The organism is Rhodococcus sp. NJ-530, from assembly GCF_003860625.1.
GTDB lineage: Bacteria > Actinomycetota > Actinomycetes > Mycobacteriales > Mycobacteriaceae > Rhodococcus_F > Rhodococcus_F qingshengii.
In genome coordinates this window covers 1,953,069-1,979,255 of sequence record NZ_CP034152.1, presented here as the reverse complement: position 1 = coordinate 1,979,255, position 26,187 = coordinate 1,953,069, and the positions used below count along the sequence as shown (strand labels likewise).

General features: G+C 62.3%; 4 protein-coding genes. All 4 read right to left on the bottom strand.

Annotated elements, in window-relative coordinates; genetic code table 11:
- Nucleotides 1–50: 50 nt before the first annotated feature.
- Complete coding sequence (locus EHW12_RS09125) at nucleotides 51–689, bottom strand: histidine phosphatase family protein (RefSeq protein WP_125050522.1); 639 nt, start codon at nucleotides 687–689, stop codon at nucleotides 51–53.
- Nucleotides 686–6,544: a non-ribosomal peptide synthetase gene (locus tag EHW12_RS09120; RefSeq protein ID WP_125050521.1), complete on the bottom strand. Its 5,859-nt coding sequence runs from the start codon at nucleotides 6,542–6,544 to the stop codon at nucleotides 686–688. The genes EHW12_RS09125 and EHW12_RS09120 overlap by 4 nt, the downstream gene beginning before the upstream one ends.
- Before the next feature lie 257 nt (nucleotides 6,545–6,801).
- Nucleotides 6,802–20,550, bottom strand: a complete 13,749-nt coding sequence (locus tag EHW12_RS09115; protein ID WP_125050520.1) for a non-ribosomal peptide synthetase — start codon at nucleotides 20,548–20,550, stop codon at nucleotides 6,802–6,804.
- An 89-nt stretch (nucleotides 20,551–20,639) separates the two neighbouring features.
- Entirely contained in the window at nucleotides 20,640–26,180 is a 5,541-nt protein-coding gene (locus EHW12_RS36040) for an amino acid adenylation domain-containing protein (RefSeq protein ID WP_346774228.1), read from the bottom strand.
- Nucleotides 26,181–26,187: the final 7 nt, after the last annotated feature.

The window sequence follows — 26,187 nt, the reverse complement described above, 5'->3', positions numbered from 1 at the left end:
TGTTCTTCTCGATCAAATGCGAGAAGAACAGGCTGGCTTTCCTCTATACCTCAGTCCGTAGGTACATGGCTTGCGGAATAGCTGACATCAACGAGGGCTTCGCCAGAAAAAGTGACTGAAGTGATCGAAGTGTGAGCCACATCGCGTTCATGCTGCCGACGCCACAATGATTCGCTCCTCAACGAACGCCGCAAGGTACAGATGGGCAGCTCGTGGCTGAAGCACACGCCCTCCTTGCCCGCGCTCCGACGCCGAGCCGAATCCAGGGCAGCAGACATACGTCTGACCATCGATTTGTAGCTCTCCCCCCACGAAGGCGTCACTGGATTCCACGTTTTGAGCAGCAACCCGACCGACGGCTTCAGTCTCGGGTCTCCCGCTGCGATCCCGTCGAACCTTCCCTCCCACTCCACAAGATCTTCGTTCTTCTCGATGGTTAGATTCAACAAATCGGCTAGCGGAGTGGCAGTTTCAATCGCGCGTTCGAGCGGGCTGGAGAAGATCGAAGAGATTGGACGATCACCGAGAATCTCGGCGACTGCCTTCGCCTGGCGATTGCCCAATTCGGAAAGCGAGTATCCGGGTAGCCGGCCGTAAATTACTTTCGACGGATTGAACACCTCTCCGTGACGTACAAAATGCACGACAGTGCGAGGTTCGGCCGACCGAGCCGGGGTTTCATCAGTCATGACGAGCGCTTCTCCTGCGTACGTAGGTACTCGGCGACGATCGGCCCGATCAACTCGAGCTTGTCCGGATGCATCATCGACGTGTGATTGCTGTCGATATCGATGTCAGTGATCTGTCCACCGATCACCGATCTCCATTCGTCTGTCACTGTGAAGTCCATGTCCATGCCCGCAGCTGCCCGGAACATCACCACGTCGCCATCATATTTGCGCGGCTCATACCCGGAGATCAATTCACCACTCGCCGAAGCGAAGTCGTAAAGTGCGCCAATCTGTGTCTCAGTCATGAACGACACCGAGTCCAGCGTTTTACCGATGGCGATGATCTGGCTGCGATCAAGAGAATTGACGTCGGCACCTTCACCGAGTTCCACTCCCCAACTAGCTGCCATGTCACGGGTGTTCTCGAGCGCTACATCATCGTCGACCTCCCTCGGATGACGTGGATCCACCATGAACAGAGAGACCTCGAAACCTTGCTCGCGTAGAAGAACAGCACATGCATGGCCGATGAACCCTCCAACTGAGTGGCCGATTATGTTAAACGGCCCAGTCGGATTCACATCGATCATCTCACGCACGTAACGGTGCGCTAGCTCGTCGACAGAGGTCGGTAATGCCCACGCCTCCGTCATTACGGGAGTTTGCAGGCCGTAGATCGGTGTATCTGCCTCTAGATACGGAGCGAAGCCCGAGGCCTTCCACGCCAGACCACTCATTGCATGGATATAGAAGAGCGGTGGCCGCTGTCCCTCGATGCGAACGGGAAAGAGCACGCCGATCGCATGATCGTCCGGTGTCGCCGAACCTGATTCCCGAGCCTCTTCGATCCTGGCAGCGAGTAATTCGGGTGTCGATGCACCGAAGAGCATGCGGACAGGAACATCGAAATCGAGTGTGCTGCTCAAGTTGGCGGTCAATTTCATCGCGATGAGGGAGTTGCCACCCAACTCGAAGAAATCATCATCCAACCCCACCCGATCAACACCCAACACACCCACAAACGCCGACGCCACCACCAACTCCACCGACGACACCGGAGCCCGAAACACCCGAGCCTCAAACACCGGCTCCGGCAACAACGCCCGATCCAACTTCCCCGACGAATTAAGTGGGAACGCATCCAACACCACCACAGCAGCCGGAACCATATAACCCGGAACCCGCTCCCCCACAAACCCCCGCAACACCGACACATCCACAACCGACCCCACCGCCGGCACCACATACCCCACCAACTGATCACCCATCACCGACCCACGCACCACCACCGCAGCCGACAACACCGACCCATGCGCCGTGAGCGCCGCCTCGATCTCCCCCAACTCGATCCGCTGACCACGGAACTTCACCTGAAAATCAGTACGACCGATGTACTCCAACTCACCAACTGTGTTCCAACGGACCAAATCACCCGTCCGATACATCCGCTCACCCGAACCGAACGGCGACGCCACAAACCGATCCGCACTCAAATCCGGACGACCCACATACCCCCGAGCCAACTGCACACCCGACAAATACAACTCACCCGCAACACCCACAGCAACCGGCCGAAGGCGCGAATCCAACACAAACACCCGGCAATTCCACTCCGGCACACCAATCGAGACCACCGACCCCGACCCGGCAGCCGTCACATCCGCAAACGTAAACGACACCGCCGCCTCAGTCGGACCATACAAATTATGCAACCGCGCCGACGACACCAACCCGAACTCACGCACCGCCTCCACCGGCAACGCCTCACCGATCACCAACACATCACGCAACGAACCCAACAACCCCGGATCCACCAACGACGAAAACGTCGACAACATCGTCGGAACAAAATCCGTCACCGACACACCCTGATCATCAATCACCGACGCCAAATACCCCGGATCCCGATGACCATCAGCCGACGCCAACACCAACACCGCACCCACCCGCAACGGCATGAAAAAACCCCACAACGACACATCGAACGTCGTCGCCGTCTTCTGCAAATACACATCAGACGACGTCAAGCGATACTCGCCCTGCATGAACTCGAGCTGATTCACAATCGCCGCATGCGAGACCGCCACACCCTTCGGCCGACCCGTCGACCCCGACGTGAAAATCACATACGCCGTATTCGACGCCCGCAACGGCGAGCGCCGATCCACATCAGAAACCCGCGCACCCGAAAAACCAGACACATCAACAACATCCACACACACAACCCGACGACCCGACGCCACGAAACCATCACGCTCCGTCGACACCACACACACCGGATCAGCCGAATCCAACACATACTCATTACGCGAGGACGGCGCATCAGGATCCAACGGCACCCACGCCCCACCCGCACGCACAATCGCATACAAACCAACCAACAAATCAACCGACCGCCGAACAGCCAACCCCACCAACGACTCCGGCCCAACACCCAAACCAATCAAATAACGCGCAAACCTATTAACCCGCTCATCGAACTCCCCATACGAAAGCACCACATCCCCACACACCACCGCACGCGAACCCGAACAAACCCCCACCACAGAATCAAAACCATCCAACAACAACCCACCCACAACCGGACGAGACGTGTCGTTCCACGACTCAAGCACCAAAGCACGCTCAGACACAGTCATGACCTCGACGTCACCGACCGCTGAACCGGGATCTGCGACCATCGCGCGCAGTATGCGGACAAACCGATCGGTGAAGGCGGACACGGTCGAGGCATCGAACAGATCCGTGGCGTAGAGCCAGGACAGCACGATCCCTGCGGCATCCCCCGACTCGTTTTCCCGTGGAGCTGCGGTCAATTGCAAATCGAACTTCGCGATGTCGACGCCCGCGTCGAATCCGGAGACACGCAGTCCGGGCAATTCCAGTGCGTCGTCGGCCATGTTCTGGAAGAACAGCGCAACTTGGAACAACGGGTGGTGCGCTTGGGATCGTGCCGGGTCGAGCACCTCGACAAGCCGCTCGAATGGCACATCGGCGTTGGCAAAAGCTCCCAGATCGATGTCACGCACATGGTCGAACAAATCGGAGAAGCTTGCTCCTGGATTCACGGCCGTGCGTAACACCAGGGTGTTTACGAACATGCCGATCAGATCGTCGAGTTCGGGTTCCCCTCGTCCAGAGATTGGTGAACCGATCGCCACGTCACCGCTGCCGCTCGACCTTGCCAACAGGACCGCCAGCGCCGCATGGACGACCATGAACAGTGACACGTTGTGGTCAAGTGCGAGTTGCTCCAGGGCACTGTGCAATTCAGCGTCCACGTCCGAACGGTGGACGCCGCCTCTGGTGGAGAGAATTGAGGGTCGTGGACGGTCGGCCGGGAGTTCGATCTTCTCCGGCAGGTCTCGCAAGGTCGTCTTCCAGTACGCGAGCTGCTCGGACATCAACGATGTCGGATCGGAATCCACGCCGAGAACCTCACGCTGCCACATCGCGAAGTCTGCGTACTGCACCGGCAGCGGTGTCCACTCCGGACTCCGGCCGTCCACACGCGCAAGGTAGGCGAACGCAACGTCCCGAACCAACGGCGCTACGGAAACGCCGTCCGCTGAAATGTGGTGCACGACCATCGCCAGGACATACTCGGACGGATCCGTCTGGAAGAGCTTGACCCGCAACGGAACTGCCGAGCTGACGTCGAATCCGGCGGTAACGAGCGTCAACAGTTCGCCGAGAAGTGCCGAATCGGCCAACGGAACGGGATCGAGGTCGATGTCTGCGGTCGATTCCGGCAGAATTTGCTGATAGCCCACACCGTCGATTCCTGGGTAGACAGTACGAAGGACTTCGTGCCGAGCTAGGACGTCACCGACCGCTGAGGCGAGCGCAACCGTGTCAAGCTCACCACTCAGGCGGAGGACGATCGGAATGTTGTTGACAGCAGATTCGGAATCGAACTGGCTCAGGAACCACATCCGTTGCTGCGCCAGCGACAACGGCACATGTTCCGGACGAATCACCGGCGCAAGCTGTACTCTGACGGACCCCTCCGCCTCGGCTTCGATTCGGGCAGCCAATGCTTCGACCGTCGATACCTCGAAGAGGGTTTTCACCTGAATGCGTGTCCCGAACGCAGCTCCGAGACGTCCAGCCAGCCTTGCTGCAACAAGTGAGTTGCCGCCGAGTTCGAAGAAGTCGTCTTCGGCACCGACCCTCTCGACTCCGAGCAGGTCGACGAAGGCCGCTGCCACGAGTACCTGTGCAGGCGTTGATGGTTCGCGGTACGCACGCGAGATGAAGATCGGCTCGGGAAGGCTGTCGGTGTCCAACTTACCCACTGGGGTGAGAGGAATCCGGTCGATGACCATGATCGATGCAGGCACCATGTGGCGCGGAAGAACGGCCCGAGCGCTGGCGGTCAACGAGTCTGGGTCCAGGTCGACGTCGGCATTCGCCATGACATACGACACCAGCGCGGCGTCACCTGAGGAACCGGTGATCGCGACGGTGGCGACGAAGTCGACTCCGGGTTGGGCGGCAAGGACGGCATCGATCTCGCCCAGTTCGATCCGGAAGCCGCGAATCTTGACCTGTGAGTCCCCCCGCCCGAGATATTCGAGGTCGCGCTCACCACCGGTCTGATCGGTGGCTCCGCCATCGCCGCCGGTGCGGATCCACCGCACGGTATCGCCGGTCCGGTAGAGCCGCTCCCCGGCGCCGCCGAACGGATTTGCGACAAAACTTGCCGCCGTAGTTGCGGACAGGCCGTTGTACCCGCGGGCAAGGTGGGTGCCCGACAGGTAGAGTTCGCCGGCGGTTCCGGTGGCGACCGGCTGAAGTCGAGAATCGAGGACGAACACGCCGACACCACGGACGGGACCACCGATCGTCACGGGACGATCGACGGTCAACTCGGCGATGTTGCTGGCGACGGTGGCTTCCGTGGGTCCGTATGCGTTGAAGAACCGTCGGCCGGGCGCCCAGGTGGACAGCAGCGCGGGTGAACACGCTTCACCGCCGACGACCACCACGGCGAGATTGTCGAACTGGTGGGCGCCGTCAAGGAAAATCGAACCCAGCGCTGCCGGGGTCACAAACGCGTGCGTGATCTTTTCCGACACCAGGAGTTCCGCGAGTTCGTCGCCGCCGAACATGTCCGGACGCGCGATCACCATCGTCGAGCCTGCACCGACGGCGAGCAGCAGTTCGAGCACGGAAGCGTCGAAACTCGGCGAAGCAAAATGCAGTGTCCGCGACGTAGAGGTGAGCGCATACCGTTCGACCTGTTCCGCACACAGGTCTGAAAGCCCGGCGTGGGTGACGACGACGCCCTTGGGCCGTCCTGTCGACCCCGAGGTGTAGATCACGTATGCCGGATGATCCACGCGAAGGGTTCGAACGCGTTCGGTATACGACACCGGATCCGGGGAGATACCGGACAACTCGGCCGTCAACACGTCGCCGTCCACTTCCAGCCATTGGACGCTGCGAGGAAGGTCGATAGCGTACGCGGCCGTGGTCAGCCCTATCGAGGCTGCAGAATCGGTGATCATGTGTTCGACGCGGTCTGCAGGATAGCTGGGATCGACCGGCACGAAAGCTGCGCCGGTCTTGGCCACCGCCCACACCGCACAGACCGACTCGACGGAGCGGGGAATCGACACCGCCACCCGGTCCTCCGGCCCGATTCCGCGGCTGATGAGCAACCGAGCCAGACGCGAGGACAGCGCGTCCACTTCGGCATAAGTGAGGGTTTGACCCCCGAATGTGATCGCCGGTGCTGCTGGGTTGAGGTCTACTGCAGCTGCGAGTAACTGAGGCAGCAATGGCACCCGCGCGCGCCTGGTGCGTGCCGGTCGTTCGTTCCTGCCGGCGCGAGATGTCTTCCGCCGGGTCGCGTCGTCAGTACTCATACGACCGCCACCTGCGGTCGAACGGTGTGTACGGAGACCCAACGCTGCATCGAGCAACTCACCTTCGCGTCATACTTCTGAACTGTCACTACCGGTCTGTCCAGACTGGACGCCGGGGAACCCACAATTGCATCAGTGGGCTCCCCCAACACATCCAACCCCTACCGCCCATTGTTACAGCCGGTAACACCGATCCGGGCAACGGCACGATCACCTATGAATTCGGCCACTGGCACGGTCGCCGACGGAGCCCGATCTCACCACCCGAGTAGTTCGCCCGTTGCGAGGACGTACTCGAGATCGGGTAAGTCGGTTCGATCGACGGCCGAGCGGACCTCGTCCGGAAGCACCACATGCGTCACCCAGTCGTCAGCAAGTGAGTCTTCGATTGCCTCGTCGTCACCGAGAATGACGACAGCCGCTCCGGCTGACGCCGCCAGGAGGACCGCGACCGAGTGCTCCGGCGAGCCGACCGCGCCGGCGAATGCCAACCTCGACTCGAAGTCGACGGAATACCGCTTACGCAGCTCCGCCAGAGAGTCCGACAGGTCGCCGTACGTCAGCACTCGGTCACCGTCGACGATCGCCGGATCGTCCGCCATTGTCGACCGGGCGCGATCGACGTAGCTGATCGGACGATCCGACATCGTCGCCAGCCGAGACTCGATCTCCGGTGACGTCAAGAGCAGCGTCGAGGTGTCGGAGTCATTCGACAGGGTCAGGCTTGCCGGATCCGACGGATGCGCCCCGGTAACGGCTGCGCCGGTCTTCACCACAGACCAGTAGGCGATCACGGCATCGACACCACCACCGATGGAGATCGCAGTGCCGGGACCTGCACCTTCCTCGATGAGCAGGCGAGCCAGACGCGAAGACTTCGCGTCGAGTGCCGCGTAAGCGGTCTCCTCGCCGTCTGTTACCACCGCAGGCGCGTCCGGGTCGCTTTCCACGACGGAGGCGAGCAACTGAGGCAGCAACGTCGTGCTCGCGACTGCGCTGGCTTCGCGAACGCCGTCGGCGACCTCGGACTTCTCCATGTCGGTCAGCAGATCGAGATCGCCGACCTGCCTGGTCGGATCGTCGGTGACCTGCTCGAGTACACGAACGAACCGCTGTGCGAACGACTCGACCGTGGTCTTGTCGAACAGGTCCTCGGAATACAGCCACAGGCCGGAGAGTCCGAGGCCGTCCGCTGCGGTGGTCAGGGTGAGCTGAAGGTCGAACTTCGTGGTCAGGACTCCGCTGTCGACGGCGCCTATGGTCAGGTCTGCCAATGCAAACTCGGTCTGGGCGGTCGGTTCCAGCGACAGGACGATTTGGAACAGGCCCCCCGCCCGAGGCGGCAGCGCCTCCACGATTTCCTCGTAAGGAACATCGGCTTCGCCGAACGCGGCCAGGTCGACGTCGCGCACATGCGAAACGAGATCCTCGAAGCGTGCACCGGCATCGACCGTGGTGCGAAGCGCGAGTGTGTTGACGAACATACCGACGAGATCGTCGAGGGCGCGCTCGCCCCTGCCGCCGACAGCGGTACCGATCGCGAAGTCGGAGCCTCCACCCAACCTCGAGATCAGGACCGCCAGTGCGGCGTGGATTGTCATGAACACCGTGGCGTTCTTTGCTCGGGCGATGTCGCTCAGTCGCGAGTGGACATCAGCGTCGACGGTGAACTGGACTGCCCCCGCTGCGGCGGACTGCACCACGGGACGCGGTCGGTCTGTCGGCAAGCCGACATCGGTAGGCAGATCGTCGAGCGCTGTGCGCCAGAAGTCGAGTTGGCGCGCGGCGATCGTTCCCGCGTCATCTACCGATCCCAGTACGTCGCGTTGCCACAGCGCGAAGTCTGCGTACTGCACTTGGAGTGGGCTCCACGACGGTGCACTGCCCCGGGTACGCGCTTCGTAGGCCACCATCACGTCGCGGGCCAGTGGCCCCATCGACTGCCCGTCGGCCGCGATGTGATGCGCGACGAGTACGAACACGTACTGATCTTCTCCGATCTGGAGAAGATCAGTACGTACCGGAACCTCCGATGACACATCGAATCCGGCGGTCGTCGATTCGACGACCTTCGTGTACATCTGCGCGCCGTCGTGGACCGCTGTCGGTTCCCCGAACATGGGCACGAGGTCGGCGCCGACGATCCGCTGCACCGGCCCCAGCCCGTCGGACGGGTAAAGCGTTCGCAGTGACTCGTGGCGCGAGATCACGTCACGCAGAGCAAATTTCAGCGCGTCGACGTCCAACTGCCCGGCCAGACGCAGCGCCATCGGGATGTTGTAGGTCGAGGCGTCGGTGTCCATCTGGTTGAGCACCCACATACGCTGCTGCGCCAGTGACAGCGGAATGCGCTCGGGGCGATCTTGGGCAACGAGCTGCTTTCGCGAACCGGTTCCGACGTGGACTTCGATCGCGCTCGAGAGTTCTTCGACTGTCCGGGTGTCGAACAGAGTCCGTACGGGGACTACGGCGTCGAGGGATCGGCTCAGTCGTGCCGCCGCCCGGGTCGCGATCAATGAGTTACCACCGAGTTCGAAGAACTCGTCGTCGAGTCCGACCTGAGGAACCTCCAGCAATTCGGCGAATACCGTCGCCACGGCCTTCTCGGTGTCGGACACCGGCGCTCGATATTCGGCGGAAGCGAAGACGGGTGCAGGCAGCCGAGCGGAGTCGAGCTTCCCGTTCACCGTGAGGGGCAAGGCGTCCAACAACACTGTCGCGTCGGGAACCATGTAGCCGGTGAGGAAGTCGGCCGCACTTGTGCTGACCGTGCTCGCGTCGAGGTCCGAACCGGCTTCGGGCACGACGTACGCGATGAGCCGATCGCCCAGATCTGCGTCCTTGCGGACGACGGCCACGGCACGGGCGACACCACCGACTCGGAGCAGGGCCGTTTCGACCTCGCCGAGTTCGATCCGGAAACCTCGAAGCTGAACCTGCGAATCGGAACGCCCCAGGTATTCGAGCTGGCCGGCGCGGTTCCAGCGCGCCACATCACCGCTTCGGTACATCGACTCGCCGTGCGATGCAAACGGATTCGCGACGAACCGCCCGGACGTCAATCCGCTCTGCCCCAGATACCCGCGTGCCAGTTGTCCGCCGGCGACGTAGATCTCGCCGGCCGTGCCGATCGCAGCGGGCTGCAAACGGTCGTCGAGTACGTACACCCGAAGGCCGTCGAGTGGTCGACCTATCAACGACGCCGTTGCGGTCTCAGCGCTCGCACGATCGAGCGGGAGATAAGAGACGTGCACCGTGGTCTCGGTGATTCCGTACATGTTGACCAGTTGCGGCGAGTCGTCCGGATGACGGTCGTACCACCGGGTCAGCTGTGCGAGATCGAGTGCCTCGCCACCGAAGATCACGTACCGGAGCGCAAGATCCGACGCGGTACCGTCCGATCCTCCGGAAACACGGTCCGCCTCCGCAAGCTGGTAGAAAGCCGACGGAGTCTGATTGAGCACCGTGACGCCCTCGGTGGTCAGCAATTGTCTGAACTGGTCTGGCGAACGCGACGTCTCGAAGTCGACGACCACGAGTACACCGCCGTGAATGAGCGGACCCCACAGCTCCCACACCGAGAAGTCGAATGCGTAGCTGTGGAACAAAGTCCACACATCCGAGGAATCGAATGCGAATTCCGTCTGCGCGTTGGCGAACAACTCCACAACATTCCGATGAGTGACCGCAACACCTTTGGGGCGGCCGGTAGATCCTGATGTGTAGATGACGTACGCCAGGTCTCTCGAACGCAAAGGCCGCACGCGGTCTGCGTCGGTCACGGGGCGGGAGTCGGCTGCGGCGTCCCGGGGCGAGACAGAAGGGCAGGGCAGTTCCCGCAGCGAATCCGGAGCGACGATCGCACACACCGGAGACGCGTCGGCAAGGGTATATGCGATCCGCTCATCCGGATAGCTCGGATCGATCGGCAGATACGCGGCACCAGACTTGACGACGGCGAGCAGCGCCACGACCAGATCGACCGATCGCGGCAAGAGGACCGCTACCAGGTCCTCGGATCCGACTCCCGAATCGATCAGCGTGCGGGCCAGACAGTTTGCGCGGGAATCGATGTCCCGATACGTCAATCGCTCGTCTCCGAAGACCACCGCAATCTCGTTCGGTGATCGGGTCACCTGTGCATCGAACAGTCCGGCCAGAGTGGTCGAGTCGTCGACGACCGCCCCGGGCGTGGCCCACCCTTCGAGTATCGTCCGGCGTTCGTCCTCACCGAGAATGTCGATGTCGCCGACTGCATTGGACGAATTGGCGACGACGGATGTCAGCACGGCGTTCAGTCGTGACTCGAGGCCTGCAATCGTCGATTCGTCGTAGAGATCGGTGGCGTAGGTGACGGCGAAGGTGAGCCCGCCCGCCTGAGCCGGAGTCTCCCAGACCGTGAACTGCAGGTCGAACTTGGCCAACGTCGGCGCAATGTCGACACCGGAAATGCTCAGGCCCGGAATCTCTACGGATCCGTTCGCGCCCTGACCGAGATTCTGGAACGAAAAGCCCACCTGGAAAAGCGGATTACGCGCCTGCGACCGTTCGGGGTCCAGTGCTTCCACCAGACGCTCGAACGGAACGTCAGCGTTCTCGAAACCGGCCAAATCAGTGTCCCGTACCTTCGACAGGAGTGCAGTGAACGACTCGCCCGGGTCGACCTCGGTCCGCAGGACCAAAGTGTTGACGAACATGCCGATCAGATCATCGAGAGCCTGTTCACCTCGTCCGGCCGCTGGTGTACCGATCACGATGTCGGCGGTGCCGGACAGCTTCGCCAGCAGGACGGCCAGCGCGCTGTGCAGAACCATGAAGAGTGACACATTATGTTCTCGTGCAACATGATTCAATGATTCGTGCATGGCCGCTTCGATATCGAAGCAGTACTCGGCACCGGAGTGTGAAGCGACTCGCGGACGCGGCCGATCCGACGGCAGGGTCAGTTCGACGGGCAATCCGTCCAGTTGCGACTTCCAGTATTCCATCTGTTTCGAGATCAACGATCCCTGATCGGACTCGACACCGAGTACCCGGCGCTGCCACAGCGCGAAGTCCGCGAATTGGATCGGTAGCGGCTTCCACGTCGGAGCGATTCCCTGCGACCTCGCGGCGTACGCCGAGACGACGTCCCGGACCAGCGGCCCCATCGAAAAGCCGTCACCGCTGATGTGATGGATGGCGAACACCAGAACGTACTGCGAGTCGGCGAGATCGAACAAACGTGCCCGGACCGGCACGTCTGCAGTGACATCGAATCCGGCGAGTACGTATTCCGCCACCCGGTCGGTGACGACGGACTCGTGGATACGTACTGGCGACAGATCAGGCAGTGCATCCGCGGTGTCGAGGACTCGCTGGTATCCGATACCGTCGACTTCCGGATATGTGGTCCTGAGAATCTCATGTCGCTCGAACAGATCACGAAGCGCTGCCTGCATGGCCTCGATGTCGAGATCCCCCGTCAACCGGATCGCGATCGGAATGTTGTCCACTCCGGACGCCGAATCGAATCGGTTCAGGAACCACATGCGCTGCTGCGCGATCGACAGCGGAACCAACTCAGGGCGCTCCTGTGGTTCGAGCGGCGGACGGCCGCCCCGCCCCACGAGCACGTCGATTCGCGCCGCGAGCGACTCCACTGTCGATGCATCGAACAAGATGCGGACCGGCACAGTGGTGTCGAGTGCATGCCCGAGTCGAGCGACGATCTGCGTCGCGATCAGTGAATTACCGCCCAGCGCAAAGAAGTCGTCGTCCAAGCCGACCTGACCGATACCGAGGAGGTCGGCGAAAATACGCGCAACTTCGACCTCGACCACAGATTCGGGTTCCCGGAAGACCGCGATCTCGACCTCAGGATCGCGCAGTTGCTTCCGGTCGAGTTTTCCCGAGGCGTTGAGCGGCAGTTCGTCCAGAACAACATGTGCCGTGGGCACCATGTATGACGGAAGATGTTTCCCCAGTATCGATTCCAGTTCCAGCCAATCGATCAGAGACTCACCGGCCGCCGTCAGGTACGCGACCAGTTGATCGTTCCGGACGGCAACCACCACCGAACCGACCGACGGATGATCACGCAGGATCGACTCGATCTCCCCCAGCTCGATGCGTAGTCCGCGTAGCTTGACCTGAAAGTCGGTACGTCCGATGTATACCAACTCACCCGACGCATTCCATCGCACCAGGTCTCCGGTCCGATACAGGCGTGAGCCGGCAGGTCCGAACGGATCGGCGACAAACCGGTCCGCGGTGAGGTCCGGCCGAGCCACGTACCCCCGGGCCAACTGCACTCCCGCGAGGTAGAGCTCGCCCGCGACCCCGACGGGCACCGGATGCAGTCGTGAGTCGAGTACCAGAACGCGTGTGTTCCAGACCGGCGCGCCGATCGGCATGGTGGTGGTGTCGGCGTCCGTCACCTCATGGAAGGTCACGTCGACCGCGGCCTCCGTCGGTCCGTACAGATTGTGCAGTTCAGTTCCGGGAAGAACCGTCCGGAACTGCGCGGCCACCTGCGGGGCGAGCGCCTCACCCGAGGCGAAGACTCGGGTAAGGGTAGAAGACCTCGTGACAACCGTATCCGCGAGGAACACTTCCAACATCGACGGCACGAAGTGAATGGTGGTCACTCGTTCGGACGCGATCAGCGCGGCCAGATAGGCCGGATCTCGGTGGCCGTCGACGGCAGCGATCGCAAGTCGAGCTCCGACTTGCAACGGCCAGAAGAACTCCCACACGGAGACATCGAAGGTAAAGGGAGTCTTCTGGAGGACCACGTCGTCGCCGAGGAGGCTGTACTCGGCCTGCATCCAGATCAGCCGGTTGACGATCGCGCGGTGTGACACCGCAACGCCCTTCGGTTTGCCCGTCGACCCGGAGGTGAAGATCACGTACGCCGTGTTCTCCCCTCGCAGCGGGCCGAGGCGGTCCGCGTCGGTGACCGGTGCGTCGGAACAACCGGACAGGTCTACGGTATCGATCCTGACTACCAGCACTCCCTCAGCGTCGAATCCATCTCTCTCTGTGGTCAACACACAGATCGGAGCTGCAGTCGACACGACGTATTCGTTGCGCTCGACGGGCTGATCGGGGTCGATGGGCAGATAGCCGCCGCCGGCCTTGACTACCGCGTACATCGCCACCAGCAAATCGAAGCTTCGGCGAATGGCCAAGCCGACCAGGGTATCCGGGCCGACGCCTTCCGACACGAGTTTGCGGGCGAGTTGATTGACCCGCCGGTCGAATTCGAGATACGTCAGCTGATGCCCATCGAAGGTCAGCGCGATCGAATGGGGAGAGCGGACGACCTGTTCATCGAACAGATCCACCAGCGTCACATCGCGAACATCGTGACCGGTGCTGTTCCAGCGCTCGACGACCAGCCCCAGATCGGAGTCGCCGACGACGTCGACGTCCCCGACCGGCCCAGCGGGGGCAGCCGCGACCGCCGAGAGAGTCGCCGTCAGATACTGGACGAAGGAGGCCACCGTCTTACGGTCGAACAGATCCGTTGCGTAAGTGAAGAGTCCACGGAGTTCACCGTCATGCTCGGTGATCGTCAATTGCAGATCGAATTTCGCCACGGACGCATCGACGTCGAGGGCCGATACCGTGACGCCGTCGATGTCGGCCGATTCGTCGCTGCCCTGGGCGACGTTCTGGAACGTGAGCATGACCTGGAACAGCGGATTGCGTGACTGCGATCGTTCCGGGTTGATGATTTCGACGAGGCGCTCGAACGGCACGTCGGCATGCGCGAACGCTTGCAGGTCCGACTCACGCGTGCTGCGAAGCAATTCCGTGAACGACAGCGACAGATCGACGTTCGTCCGCAACACGAGTGTGTTGACGAACATTCCGATCACATCGTCGAGTTCCTGCTCACCACGCCCCGCGACCGGAGTACCGATCACGATGTCGGAGGTGCCGGACAGGCGCGCCAGCATCACGGCGAATGCACTGTGCACGACCATGAATCGCGAAGCCTGATGCTCACGCGCAATTCGGTCGAGGGAATCGACGACGCCCTGCTCGATGGCAAATTGGTACTCTGCACCACCGTTCGTTGCTACGGCTGGACGTGGCCGATCGGTCGGCAGGTCCAGCTGATCCGGGATTCCCGCGAGCCGGCTCTTCCAGTAGTTGACCTGGCCCGAGATGATCGAGTGCGGATCGTCCTCGCTGCCGAGCACCTCACGCTGCCACAGGGTGTAGTCGACGAACTGGACAGCCAGCGGCGACCAGGACGGCGCACGCCCGTGCGATCGCGCCGCATACGCTGTCACCACGTCACGTACCAACGGCACCATCGAGAAACCGTCTCCGCTGATGTGATGTACGACGAAGACAAGCACGTACTCATCGTCGGCAAGTTGGAAGAGCGCGGTACGGAGAGGGATCTCGACCGTGACGTCGAATCCGGGCTGGATCAGCTCCCGCACACGGAGTTCCACAGCCTCGGCCGGAACTCGAACCGGTGACAGATCGAGATCGACTGCCGCCGAACCGAGAACCTGCTGGTAACCGACGCCGTCGATCTCGGGATAGATCGTGCGTAGGCTTTCGTGACGGTCGATCAGGTCCCGCACGGCCCCCGCCAGAGCCGCCGTGTTCAACGGACCGGTCAACCGCACGGCGACCGGAATGTTGTCGACCCCGGATTCCGGCTCGAACCGGTTGAGGAACCACATTCGCTGCTGCGCCAACGACAGCGGGACTCGCTCGGGACGCTCCTGTGGGACGAGAGGCATCCGCCCCGCGTCGCCGGTGTGAGTGCTCAGTCGTGCGGCCAGGGCCTCGACCGTCGACACGTCGAACAGCAGTCGTACCGGCACTACGGTGTCCAAGGACTGACCGAGCCGTGAGACAACTCGCGTGGCAATCAACGAGTTGCCGCCGAGTTCGAAGAAGTCGTCGTCGAGACCGACCTGAGCTACCCCCAGAACATCCGAAAAGATCTGGGCCACAGTTTCTTCGACCACAGTGGTCGGAGCGCGGTATGACAGTGTCGCGAACGTCGGCTCGGGCAGGGCCCGCCGATCGACCTTTCCGTTGGCGTTCAATGGAACCGTCTCGATCGCCACGAACGCAGACGGCACCATGTAGTCAGGCAGACGCGCCGCGACGGTCGAACGTATCGCCGCGATGTCGACGTCGGCCCCGTGTGCTGGTACCAGATAAGCCACCAGGCGGTCTCCGACCAGGCTGTCCTTGTGTACCACCACGACAGCAGCCGATACCGAATCGAGTGCCACCAGGGCCCCTTCGATCTCGCCGAGTTCGATTCGGAGTCCACGGATTTTGACCTGGAAGTCGGTGCGGCCCAGATAGTCCAGCTCTCCCGAACCGTTCCACCGGACCTGGTCTCCGGTACGGTACAGCCGCGAGCCTGCCGACCCGAACGGATTCGCCACGAACCTCTCGGCAGTAAGGTCGAAGCGTCCGCCGTATCCGCGGCTGACTCCCACACCTCCCACGTAAAGCTCACCGACCACTCCGGCCGGGACCAGCTGCAGGCGCGAATCCAGCACGTAGAGTTCGATATTCGGAATTGGAATCCCGATGGGGACTCCGTTGACGTCTCCCGGTGCCGCCTCCTGGAAGGACACTACGTCGGAGGCCTCAGTGGGGCCGTAACTGTTGACGACGCGCACACCGGCGGCCATCAGATCTTTGAGCCGACCAACCTGAATGGGCTCACCACCGAGGAACACGACGTCGAGTGATTCGAGGACGCCGTCCACGTCGGCATCGACCAGTGCATCAAATGCACTCGGCGACATGTTCGCGACCTGGACGTCGTCGTCGGAGACGGCGCGAAGGATCTCGGCGGGGTCGAACCCCGCTGCGGCGACGTGAACACTGCCACCGCTGGTAAGCGGTCCCCACACATTCTTCTGCGTGAGATCGAAACTCGGTGACGACGCAACGACCACACCAGCGGCGTCCGGAAGTTCGGATCGGTACCAGGCTGTCGTATTCTCGATGCCCGCCATCGGTACGACCGTGGGCTTGGGCCGACCCGTCGAACCAGAGGTCGAGATGACGTATCCCACGCGCTCACCTGCGCCCCGCTCACGCCAATGGTCCACCCATTCCGGAACAGAATCGCCGGATTCCGCCCCATCAGTGCTCTCGACCCGCAGCACCGGGAGCGCCGTCTGGACGCCGCCGGACGCGATCACCACGCGGGCACTGGTGTCTTCGAGCAATGTATTCACGCGCTCGGTCGGCAACGTGGGATCGATTGGTGTGTAACCGGCGCCGGTCTTCCACACCGCGAGCATTGCCACTACCCACTGCCACGACCTGGGCAGCACCAGCGCAACCACGTCGTCCGCTCCCACACCCGCAGCGAGCAAGTCCTGAGAGAGCACCGACGACCGCGCATCGAGTTCCCCGTAGGTGAGGGTCCGATCATCGGCCACGACTGCAACCGTCGACCGGTCGCGACTGACATGCCGGGCAAAGAGTGCAAGTGGCGATCTGTCGCCGATCGACACACGCTGCCCCACCGACCAGTCGAGCACGCGGGCTGCCTCGCCGGCGCCGAACAGATCGATCTCGCCGACGAGAACGGCCGGATCGGCAGCGACCGCACCGAGCAATACGGACAGCCTGGAACCGAACGTCTCGATGGTCGAGGCATCGAAAAGGTCACGCGCATAATCGATGACGACTGACAGCCCGCCGACCTCGATGTCTTCCCACACCGTGAACTGGAGGTCGAACTTGGCGACTGCGGACTCGAGCTCGAAACCGCTTACCTCGAGGCCGCCGAGCGTTGCGCCACTTTGTGTTTTCTGGCCGAGATTCTGGAACGCGAGCATCACCTGGAACAGCGGATTGTGTGCCTGCGAGCGTGCCGGGTCGAGCACCTCTACCAGGCGCTCGAACGGGACGTCAGCGTTACCGAATGCATCGAGGTCTGCAATCCGTGCCTGGTTCACCAGCTCGTCGAATGTACTTGCCGGATTGATCTCGGTACGCAGCACCAGGGTGTTGACGAACATGCCGATGACGTCGTCGAGTGCGCGATCGCCACGACCCGCCACCGGGGTGCCGATCGCGATGTCAGTGGTTCCGGACAAACGCGCCAACAGCACGGCGATTGCGCTGTGCAATACCATGAACACCGTGGCCTTGTTCGCCTGCGCAATCGACTCGAGGCGCGCGAGTACGTCCGCACCGATAGTCATCGTGTGCGACGCTCCGCGATAACTCGCGACGGGCGGGCGGGGTCGATCCATCGGCAGGTCTAGCCGCTCGGGGAGCCCGTCGAGCTGCTGTGTCCAGTAATCGATCTGGCGCGATATCACCGATTCCGCGTCGTGCTCGCTGCCGAGGACTGTTCGCTGCCAGATCGAGAAGTCTGCATATTGCACGTCCAGCGGCGTGAATTCGGGTGCGCTGCCAGCCGCCCGACTCGCGTAAGCGGTCACGACGTCGCGCACCAAGGGGCCCATCGAGAAGCCGTCACCACTGATGTGGTGGACGACGAATACAAGGACGTATTCCGACGCGGCCACCTGGAAGAGCTTGACCCGCAACGGCACCTGTGAGGTGACGTCGAATCCCCCGGTGATCTCCGTGATGACACGCTCGGTGATCTCGGATTCGGCCACAGCGACCGGCGACAGATCGAGCTCCACGTCGGAGACGGTCAAGATCTGCTGGTAGCCGACGCCGTCGACCTCCGGGTACACAGTACGCAGGCTCTCGTGCCGCTCGACGAGATCATCGATCGCCGAACGGAGCGCAGCGGCATCGAGCATTCCGGTCAGCCGGAGAACGACTGGGATGTGATCGACGGCTGACGTGGAATCGAACCGGTTGAGGAACCACATACGCTGCTGCGCAAGCGAAAGCGGGATCCGGTCGGGACGTTCCTGTGCAACGAGAGGAGCCTTCGTACCGCGGCCAGCAGAATCGCCTACGAGAGAAGCTAATTCGGATACCGTCGGAGCATCGAAGAAAGCTCGCATGTCGAGTTCCACGCCGAGTTTGGCGTTCGCGCGCGCCACCACTCGCGTCGCGAGCAGTGAATTGCCCCCGAGGTCGAAGAATCCGTCGTCGATGCCGAGGTCGTCCCGACCGAGCAGATCGGCAAAGATCGCAACCAACGTCTTCTCGACCGGCGTACTCGCTGCCCGGTATTCGACAACCTGCGCTGTGAACTCGGGCGCCGGCAGCGCCTTGCGGTCCAGCTTGCCACTGGCATTGAGCGGAAACGCCTCGAGTTCGACAAACAGCGACGGCACCATGTAGTCCGGCAGGCGTCCACCCAATTCACGTGCAAGAGCGTCGGTGTCGAGCACAACTCCCGATGCGGGAACCACGTATGCCACCAGATTGTCGCCCAAAGCCGCATCGGAGTGGACGAGAACGGCCGCTTGTGCGATTGCGTCGTTGTCGAGTAGCGCTGATTCGATTTCGCCGAGTTCGATGCGCAGTCCCCGCAGCTTCACCTGGAAGTCGGTGCGGCCGAGGTACTCGAGCAGGCGGTCGGCGCCGGCACCGCGCCATCGGACCAGGTCGCCGGTTCGGTACATGCGCTCGCCGTCCGAGGTGGAATGCGCGACGAACCGATCCGCCGTCAGATCGGGGCGGGAGACATACCCTCTGGCCAGCTGGACCCCCGCGAGGTAAAGCTCGCCGGGGACGCCGGGAGGTACTGGACGCAGTGCGTCGTCGAGGACGAGTAGCTCTGTTTCGGCGACAGCACGGCCGATCGGAATGGAGACCTCGTCCTGCGGTCCGGTTGCGTAGTACGTGACGTCGACGGCTGCCTCGGTCGGTCCGTACAGATTGTGCAGTTCCGCGGTGCTGACGTCGCGCAGCCGCGCGGCGGTCTGGGCGGGAAGCGCTTCACCCGAGGCAAAAACGTAACGTAGCGAGGTGATCTCGGAAGCGCGCGGTTCAGCGACGAAGACCGCGAGCATCGAGGGGACAAAATGTACAACGGTGACGCCGTACTCGATCATCGTCGCTGCGACGTAGGCCGGATCACGATGCCCGTCCGGCTTCGCGATCACGAGGCAAGCGCCGACCTGCAACGGCCAGAAGAACTCCCACACCGACACGTCGAACGTAAACGGCGTCTTCTGCAGGATGACGTCTTCGTCGGTGAAGGGATATTCGCTCTGCCTCCATCGGAGGTTGGCGACGATTGCCTCGTGTGACACACCGACGCCCTTTGGCCTGCCGGTCGAACCCGACGTGAAGATCACGTACGCAAGATTGTCGGTGCGCAGCGGTGACAGCCGGTCACCGTCGGCAAGCGGCGCGCCTGAGTGCGCCGAGACATCGATGTCATCGATCCGCAGTACATCGACGTTTTCGGGAATGCCGACCGCGTCCACTGACGTCGTCAGCACGAGGACGGGCGCGGCGACGTCGATCACATACGCCAGACGCTCAGCGGGATGGTCGGGATCGAGTGGTAGGTACGCACCACCGGCCTTGACGATCGCGTACATCGCAACCAGCAGTTCGAACGACCGACGGATACCCAGGCCGACGAGTGTGTCCGGTCCGACGCCACGGGCGACGAGCTCGCGGGCGAGCTGATTGACCCGGCGATCGAATTCCGCGTAGGTCGACGCCGTGGAGCCGAAACGAAGGGCGACGGCATCGGGGGTACGCGCGACCTGCTCCTCGAACAGACTTACGAGAGTCGACTCGACGACCGACGGAGCCTCGAAAGCAACGACGGAAGTCGCGTCGGCGATGAGCGCACCGACGACGGATTCAAGGCCACCCTCTCGTGTGGCGAGCAACTCTGGCAGCAGCGTGGAGATCACGACCGGTACAAGTGCGTCCGGGCCGAGCGCACCACCCATCGCGGAGTCGAGTGTGGTCAGTTCCGAGTGCAACCGTTCGTAGGTGACCTCGGCGTCTGCATGAACAAGCGCTGTCCGGTCGGGCTCCGCCTCGGCTACTGCAGCGATCAATCTCGGCAGTTCCTCGATCGTCAGCGACTGTGGTCCCGGCATACCGACGGACATCAACACTTCCTCCAACTGACGACAGCACGGCGCAGATCCAACGCACGACTGGTCGTACAGATCAACGCCCATGGGGCAAATACTGCATATTACCCGTCCGTACCGGAACCCTTCCCCAGCGTGGCCTGCGCGTCAGTTATCAAAGACTGGACGAGCGAGGTAGTACCGTCGGCGCCTAGTGCCGGAAGAATGCCCGGAACCAGACCGTTCAGCGAAACCGAGACCAATGCGTCGGCAGTGAGCGCCGCACCCATCGTCTGCTTCATCACAGCCAGTTTTTCGGCCAGCTGTGTGAAGGTCACCGCGGTGTCACCGTGCGTGAAGGCAACCGCCGTCGGATCTGCTGCGGCGGCCGCTGATGCGAGGTCCGGAAGATCGGCGGCGGTCTTCGGCTCGGCTGCCTCGATCAGCGCGCGTTCGAAGTCCGTCACGATGTCGATGGTCCGCAGAACCACCGTCGGATCTGCGGCAACGGCGTCGACCACGGCCCGCAACCTGGCCGCGAACAGTTCCATGGTTGCGGCGTCGTACAGATCGGTTGCATAGGTGAATCGCATCCGGATATCGGACAGCGTACCGCCCTCGTCGAACTCCTCGATACCGGTGAGCTGCAGGTCGAACATCGCCGAGTCGAATCCGTCGTCCACCGCCGACAGTTCAAGCCCTGGCAGCGCAAACGTACCCAGTGCCATGTTCTGGAACGTGAGCATCACCTGGAACAGCGGTGAGTATGCCTGCGAGCGCTCACGGCCGACCTGCTCGACCAGACGCTCGAAGGGCACGTCTGCGTTTCCGAACGCCGCGAGGTCCTTCTCCTTCACTTGCTGCAGCAGGTCGACAAACGTGGTTGCCGGTTTCACCTGCGTGCGCAACACCAGCGTGTTGACGAACATACCGACCAGGTCGTCCAGGACTCGCTCGCCGCGACCCGCCACCGGTGTACCGATCGCGATGTCGTTCGAGCCGCTGAGCTTGGACAGCAGCACCGAGAACGCGGCGTGCACGACCATGAACACGGTCGAGTTCTGCTCACGCGCAATCTCCGCGATTCGACGCGTGGAGTCGGCGCCGAGCGTGAACAGGAAGTCCGCGCCCTTCATCGACTGCGTTGGTGGACGCGGACGGTCCGTCGGCAGTTCCAGAAGTTCGGGAACGCCGGCAAGTTCCTGCGTCCAGTAGGCAAGCTGCGTCGACAGTTCACTGTCCGGATCGTCCTCGGAACCCAGAACGTCGCGCTGCCACAACGTGTAATCCGCGTACTGGACTTCGAGCGGAGCCCATTCGGGTGCCGCTCCCCCGGTACGCGCCGTGTACGCGACCATCGTGTCCCTGATCATCGGTGCCATCGAGAACGCGTCGCCGCTGATGTGGTGGACCACGACGATCAGGACATGCTCGGTGGGCGTGATCTGGAACAGGCGAACGCGCAGCGGAACACCGGCAGTGACGTCGAAGCCCTGACCGACGACCTTCGCGACCTCGGCCCCAATCGTGTCTTCGCCGACATACAGCACGGCCATGTCGACAACGGCTGCCGACTTGGACTGAATCGACTGCGTCGGGCCGTCCCCGAGATCGGGATAGAACGTCCGCAGGATCTCGTGGCGAGCAACAAGGTCGGAGACGGCCGACTGCAATGCTGCGACGTCGAGATCGCCGGACATCCGGATCGCGACCGGAATGTTGTACGCGGCAGACCTGCGGTCTATCTGGTTGAGAACCCACATCCGCTGCTGAGCGAGCGACAACGGAATCTGCGACGGCCGTTCCTGCGCCACCAACTGTGCCCGCGAACCTGAACCGGCGTGTTCGAGCACCCGCGACGCCAGCAGTCCGACAGTCGACGCTTCGAAGATGATCCGCACCGGAATCTGGGCGTCAAGTGCCTGACCCAACCTGGCCACGACCTGTGTGGCGATCAGCGAGTTCCCGCCGAGATCGAAGAAGTCGTCGTCCAACCCGACTCGTGGAACGCCCAGGACTTCGGCAAACACCGAGGCCACGATCTCTTCGACCGGATTGCTCGGGGCACGGAACTCCGTTGCCTCGAATTCGGGTTCCGGCAGCGCCTTTCGATCGATCTTGCCGTTGATGTTGAGCGGCAATTCGCTCAGCACCATCAACGCCGACGGCACCATGTAACTCGGCAACTCGCGGACGAGTTCCGCCTTCACGCTGTCGACGTCGACGGTGGCTCCGGCCTGCGGAACGAGGTACCCGACCAGTCGATCCCCCAGTCGCGGATCGGTTTTCGCGACGACAACCGCGGCGTCCACGGACTCAGCAGCTCTGATAACAGCTTCGATCTCACCGAGTTCGATGCGGTAGCCGCGGATCTTCACCTGGAAGTCGGCACGATCGACGTACTCGAGTTCACCGCCACTGCGCCAGACAACGAGGTCGCCGGTGCGGTACAGACGTGTGCCCGGTTCTCCGAAGGTGTTGGCGACAAAGCGTTCCGACGTCAGGTCGGCGCGGCCGTGATAACCGCGAGCCAACTGGGTTCCGGCCAGGTACAGCTCACCGGTAACTCCGACCGGAACGGGATGCAGTCGCTCGTCGAGCACGTAGACCTGCGTATTCCATTCCGGGGCACCGATCGAGACCGACGAGGTGTCGCTCTCGTCCACATCGTGCGCGGTCACTGACACCGCAGCCTCGGTCGGACCGTACAGATTGACGAGTGCCGCGTCGGACATTTTGCGGAACTCTGCCGCCGTTGCCGCGGGCAAGGCCTCACCGATGGCAAGGACACGCTCGAGCGACTGCGGAAGAGTGCCGTCTGCTGCGGCCGTCAGCATCGAGAGCATGGACGGCACCGCGTGCAGCGTCGTCACCTTCTCTTGAGCGATGAGCGCCAGCATGTACTCGGCGTCCTTGTGGCCGTCCGGGTCGGCGATGACCAGGCGGGACCCGGATGTCAACGCGGACCAGAACTCCCAGACCGAGAGGTCGAACGTCGCTGCAGTCTTGAGCAACATTGCGTCGGTCTGGTCGAGACCGTAGCGATCACGCTTCCACAGAAGCTGATTGACGATCGCGGCGTGGGACAGCGCCACACCCTTCGGCTTGCCGGTCGATCCCGACGTGAAGATCACGTACGCGGTATTCGCCGAACGAAGCGGTGCGATCCGCTCGTCGCCGCGCACCGGCGCTCCGGAGACGCGCGACAGATCGAGGGTGTCGATGAGAAGAACATTGTCGATCCCCGCGAGCGACGGTGCGTCGTTCTCGTTGCTGAGCACGCAGACCGGCGCGGCCATCTCGAGGACGTACCCGGTGCGATCGGCCGGATGATCCGGATCGATCGGAACATAACCGCCGCCTGCCTTGGCAACGGCGTACATGCCGATCACCAGGTCGATGGAGCGTCGCATTCCCAATGCCACCAACGACTCCGGACCGACACCCAGTTCGATCAGGTGACGGGCGAGCCGGTTGACCTTGTCGTCGAACTCCACATACGTCAGCGATTCGAGCCCGTGCACCAACGCGACGGAATCACCGTGCGCGGCAACCTGCTGATCGAACAGATCGACCAGTGTCGCCTCGGCGTCGAGTACCTGCTCCGTTGCATTCCATTCCTGCAGAACCTGATTCGACTCACGCGGATCGAGCACGTCGATGTCGCCGATTACGATCGACGGATCGGCAACCACCGCTGCCAGAACGGTGTTGAACCGATCAGCGAAGGACTGCACTGTCGACTCGTCGAAAAGGTCGTGCGCGTAGCTGAATACGGCCGAGATGCCGGAGGCAACGCCACGCTCGTCGTAGTTGTCACCGACGATCAACTGCAGATCGAACTGAGCGACACCGTTGTCGATCTCCAGGCCCTTCACCGTGAGACCAGGCAGTTCCAGGCTTGCCTGTTCCATGTTCTGGAAGAGGAAGCCCACCTGGTAGAGCGGGTGCCGAGCGGTCGAACGTGCCGGGTTGAGAACTTCGACCAGTCGCTCGAACGGAACGTCGGCGTGCGCAAACGCCTGCAGGTCGTTCTCTCTCACGCGGGCAAGCAGTTCCGTGAAGCTGTCGGAACCGTCGACGTGTGTCCGGAATACCAGAGTATTGACGAACATGCCGATCAGATCGTCGAGCGCACGCTCGCCACGGCCCGCGATCGGGGTGCCAACGGCGATGTCGTCGGTGCCGGAAAGGCGCGCCAACAGGACCGCGAATGCCGCGTGCGTGACCATGAACAAGGTTGTTCCGTGCTCACGGGCCAGTGATGCCAAGCCCTGATGCACTGCTGCATCGATCTCGAAGTGGAGGTAACCCCCACGGTACGACTGCGCGGCGGGACGCAGACGGTCCGTCGGCAGGTCCAGCTGATCGGGCAACCCGGCCAAAGCCTGGCTCCAGTAGGCGATCTGCTCGGACGACACTGATTCCGGGTCTTCCTCGCTTCCCAGTACCTCACGCTGCCACAAGCTGTAATCCGCGTACTGCACATTCAGCGGAGCCCAACCCGGCGCCGTTCCCTGTGCCCTGGCCGCGTAGGCCATGACGAGGTCACGGGCGAACGGAGTAGTCGAGGAACCGTCCGCGGCGATGTGGTGCACCACCACGGCAAGGACGTACTCGTTCTCGGCTAACTGGAACAACCGAATCCGCAGCGGGATTTCGGCCGTCACGTCGAACCTCGTCGACGCCAATTCGACCAGCTTGCCGACAATCTCGGCTTCCGTGACGCTTTCGACGTCCAATTCCACCGGTGTATGTCCTACCGGTTCGATGACCTGGACCGGTCCCGAATCGGTTTCCGGATACACAGTGCGCAGGGTTTCATGACGGCCTACTACGTCGCCGATCGCTGCACGCATCGCGCCCAGATCGAGTTCACCGCTCAGTCGCAGAGCAAACGGCATGTTGTAGGCACCGGCGGAGCCGTCGAACCGGTTGAGGAACCACATACGTTGCTGCGCAAGAGAAAGCGGAATCTCTTCCGGTCGATCCTGAGCTGTCAGCGCAAGGCGGCTTCCTTCACCGACGTGTGATTCGAGACGTGCGGCGAGTTCCTGAACGGTGGACGCTTCGAACAGAAGGCGAACCGGTACGGCCGTCTCGAGTTCTTCGGCGATGCGCATGACAACCCGAGTCGCGATGAGGGAGTTGCCACCCAACTCGAAGAAATCATCATCCAACCCCACCCGATCAACACCCAACACACCCACAAACGCCGACGCCACCACCAACTCCACCGACGACACCGGAGCCCGAAACACCCGAGCCTCAAACACCGGCTCCGGCAACAACGCCCGATCCAACTTCCCCGACGAATTAAGTGGGAACGCATCCAACACCACCACAGCAGCCGGAACCATATAACCCGGAACCCGCTCCCCCACAAACCCCCGCAACACCGACACATCCACAACCGACCCCACCGCCGGCACCACATACCCCACCAACTGATCACCCATCACCGACCCACGCACCACCACCGCAGCCGACAACACCGACCCATGCGCCGTGAGCGCCGCCTCGATCTCCCCCAACTCGATCCGCTGACCACGGAACTTCACCTGAAAATCAGTACGACCGATGTACTCCAACTCACCAACTGTGTTCCAACGGACCAAATCACCCGTCCGATACATCCGCTCACCCGAACCGAACGGCGACGCCACAAACCGA